Origin of the sequence: Candidatus Protofrankia californiensis (assembly GCF_900634765.1) — a bacterium.
Taxonomy (GTDB): domain Bacteria; phylum Actinomycetota; class Actinomycetes; order Frankiales; family Frankiaceae; genus Protofrankia; species Protofrankia californiensis.
Window position 1 is genome coordinate 16,917 of sequence record NZ_CAAAFT010000467.1, and the last position, 2,538, is coordinate 19,454.

1 protein-coding gene and 1 pseudogene are annotated in these 2,538 nt (G+C 71.2%); both read right to left on the reverse strand.

Features of this window, described 5'->3' with window-relative positions; translation table 11 throughout:
- Positions 1–1,901 (reverse strand): annotated as a pseudogene (locus tag DD1DGNOD_RS24145) (RAMP superfamily CRISPR-associated protein); the annotation flags it as partial.
- Positions 1,898–2,538, reverse strand: a 641-nt coding sequence (gene csx19, locus DD1DGNOD_RS24150; protein WP_165037004.1) for a type III-D CRISPR-associated protein Csx19, incomplete at its 5' end; no start/stop codon positions are given. The pseudogene DD1DGNOD_RS24145 and the gene csx19, both read right to left, overlap by 4 nt.

Genomic DNA, 2,538 nt, shown 5'->3' on the forward strand with positions numbered 1-2,538 from the left:
TCGCAGACCACCGGGCCGATCCGGACACTGCCCAGCCACGCGCCGGCACGGTCGTCCCCGCCGGGTACGGCCCGGTCCTCGGTGCGGACCCAGCCGAACACCCTGTCCGCCGGGGACAATTCACTGATCGTGTCCGCGGGCCGGAGCGAGTGGTGCAACAGCGCGCTCGGCGGGACGCTGAACAGCTCCCGCGCGATCGTCACCGGATACAGGCTGTCGATCTCACCGTGGGCGTCCAACCGGACGTAGATCAGGTCACCGTCGGTGAGTTTCTCCGGTTCCCCGTCCTTCCGCGGAACCAGGTGGCGACTTGACACGACTGCCCCGGGGATTTTGGGGTCAGGTGACTTCAGCTCACCGGGGCGGTGTGCCGCCGCGTAGCCGTGGATGATGTCGCGCCAGATACCCCGCAGCCGCTTGTCGAGCGGGTACGTCTCCCGCAGGTCGTCGTCGGTGTCGAAGAAGAAGACCCGCTCGTCGTGCTTGCGGTCGATGTTCCGGTTGGTGACGCACACCCAGCCGTCGACCACCTTCTCCCGGCCGATCGGCTCGTACCACGACGCCCGCGGCTGCTTCGACGTCCGCAGTGGCGCCTGCGCCGGCTCGTGACCAGGCTCGGCGAGCGAGCGTATCCACCAGAGCTGGAAGTCGGGCGTATGCGTGTCCGAGCGGCGGTCCCACCGGTGATGCTGGACGAGTTGGATGCGCGCCCGGACCCGCTGGCCGTGCCTGGGCCGTGAGCCGTCCGGCATCACGATGTTGAAGTCGGTCTGGTCGGGGCCGCGGACGTTTTTCGAGTCGGCTGACGTCCAGTAGCTCGGCAGCCAGGCTGCGTGCATGGGCGAGCCGTGCCGACCCTGATGGCCCGCGGGCGTCGTCCCGGGCAGCAGTTCGATCTCGGCGGTGTCGCCGTCGCCGATCACCCGCGCCGGGATGGACGCGAGCCCGTCACGGGCCGCCATCCGGTAGCCCAGCCGGCCGTCATGGCCGGTGAACACTCCGAACCGGGAGTTGGTCACCGCCTCGTAGGCGCTGCGCAGCATGCCCTTCACCGCCGTCGGCGGCAGGTGTGGCTTGCGCTCCTTCCGGCCGTCCGGCGTGGTCACCTTCCGTTCCAGCACCGGATAGGTGGCGTGCCCGGTTTTCTCGTCGCGCTCGACACGGGGAGTGTCCAGGAGCAGCAGGGGCGTGCCCACCGTGAGGGTGACGCCGATCGTGCCCGACCAGCGGTCCTCCCGGAGCCGGTCGTGACCGGGCAGGCGGTGGCGGTCCGCCGGGTCGTTCACGTCGCCGAGGGTCTGGTGCCGCTCGTCGCGTTGTGGCGCAGGGACGAACCCATACGGGTTGATGAACGCGTTCAGCGGCTCGGGCGGGCGGTAACGCGTGTCCCGCGGGACGCCGGCGGTACTCGCCTGCCGGCCCCCCGCCGCGTGCCGGGACGGACGCGCCGGCGCCATGTGGCGCGGGGGTTGACGGGTCGCTCGCGGGGATGGTGCGGGGTGGCTCGGACGCGGCCCCGACGGCGAGACTGCGGCCTGCGATGACGTCTGCTGATTCTGAGATGGTGCGGGGTGGCTCGGACGCGGTCCGGACGGCGGCTGCTTCGACGGCGGGGTGGAAGCGGCAGCCGGCGTTGATCCGGTCGGTGCCGGCCTGGTCTCGACAGCCCCTGGCGCCGCCGTCGCCGCGGCACCCTTGTCCCGGATGCGCTTGGCCCGCCCACCCGTCCAGTCGAACTCGACGGACCGGCCGGCCAGGTCGTCGTCGCCCAACGCGGCCAGCGCCGGGTCGAGGAAGCGGCGGTCGAAGCGCCGCTCGCCCCCGCTGTCCTCGATGATGACGAGCCTGCGGGCGCCGTCCGGGGTGGTCTTCCAGTTCAGAACGCCGAAGCGGCTGCTCATCGGGTCGCCTCCGGGAGACGGTCGGGCTGTGGGCTGCCCGCGGCTTTGGACTGTTCGGGCGGTGCGAGGAACAGCTCGACGAGCCGTTCCTCGGCGACATAGGCGTTGCCGTGCTCGGGCTCGGTCGTCACGTACTCGACGGTCCGCAGGAAGACGCACTCGTTCTCACGGGGCGCCCGCGACACCGGTACGTCCAGGAGGCCGATCCGTGCCTCGGCCAGGCGCACCCACAACGGCCCAGCAGAGAGCGGACCGGTGGAGGCGCCCGAGTCGTGCGAGCGCAACGGCCGACCCCACAGCAGGTATCTGTTGTCGATCCGTTCGATGGCCTTCAGCGGGTCGAGGGCCTCGCCGAGCGGCCGGCAGATGTCCGGTGACTCCGACAGGAGCACGGCCGTGCCAAGGCCGTCACCCTCGTGCAGCCACCGTAGCTCCGCATCCTTGTTGAAGATCCGTGCCTCGAACACGGCATCGGACCCCGACGTCGACAGCGGCAACTCCTCCTCCGCGGACGTGCCGGCGACGCCGGCCCCGTCCGCGAACGAGCCCTTACCGGGCACGGACAGCCGGCCGCCGGACAGCCGGGCCACGGTGTATTTCTTCGCGCTCGCCAGCAGCGCCACGGCGTCGCCGAGGT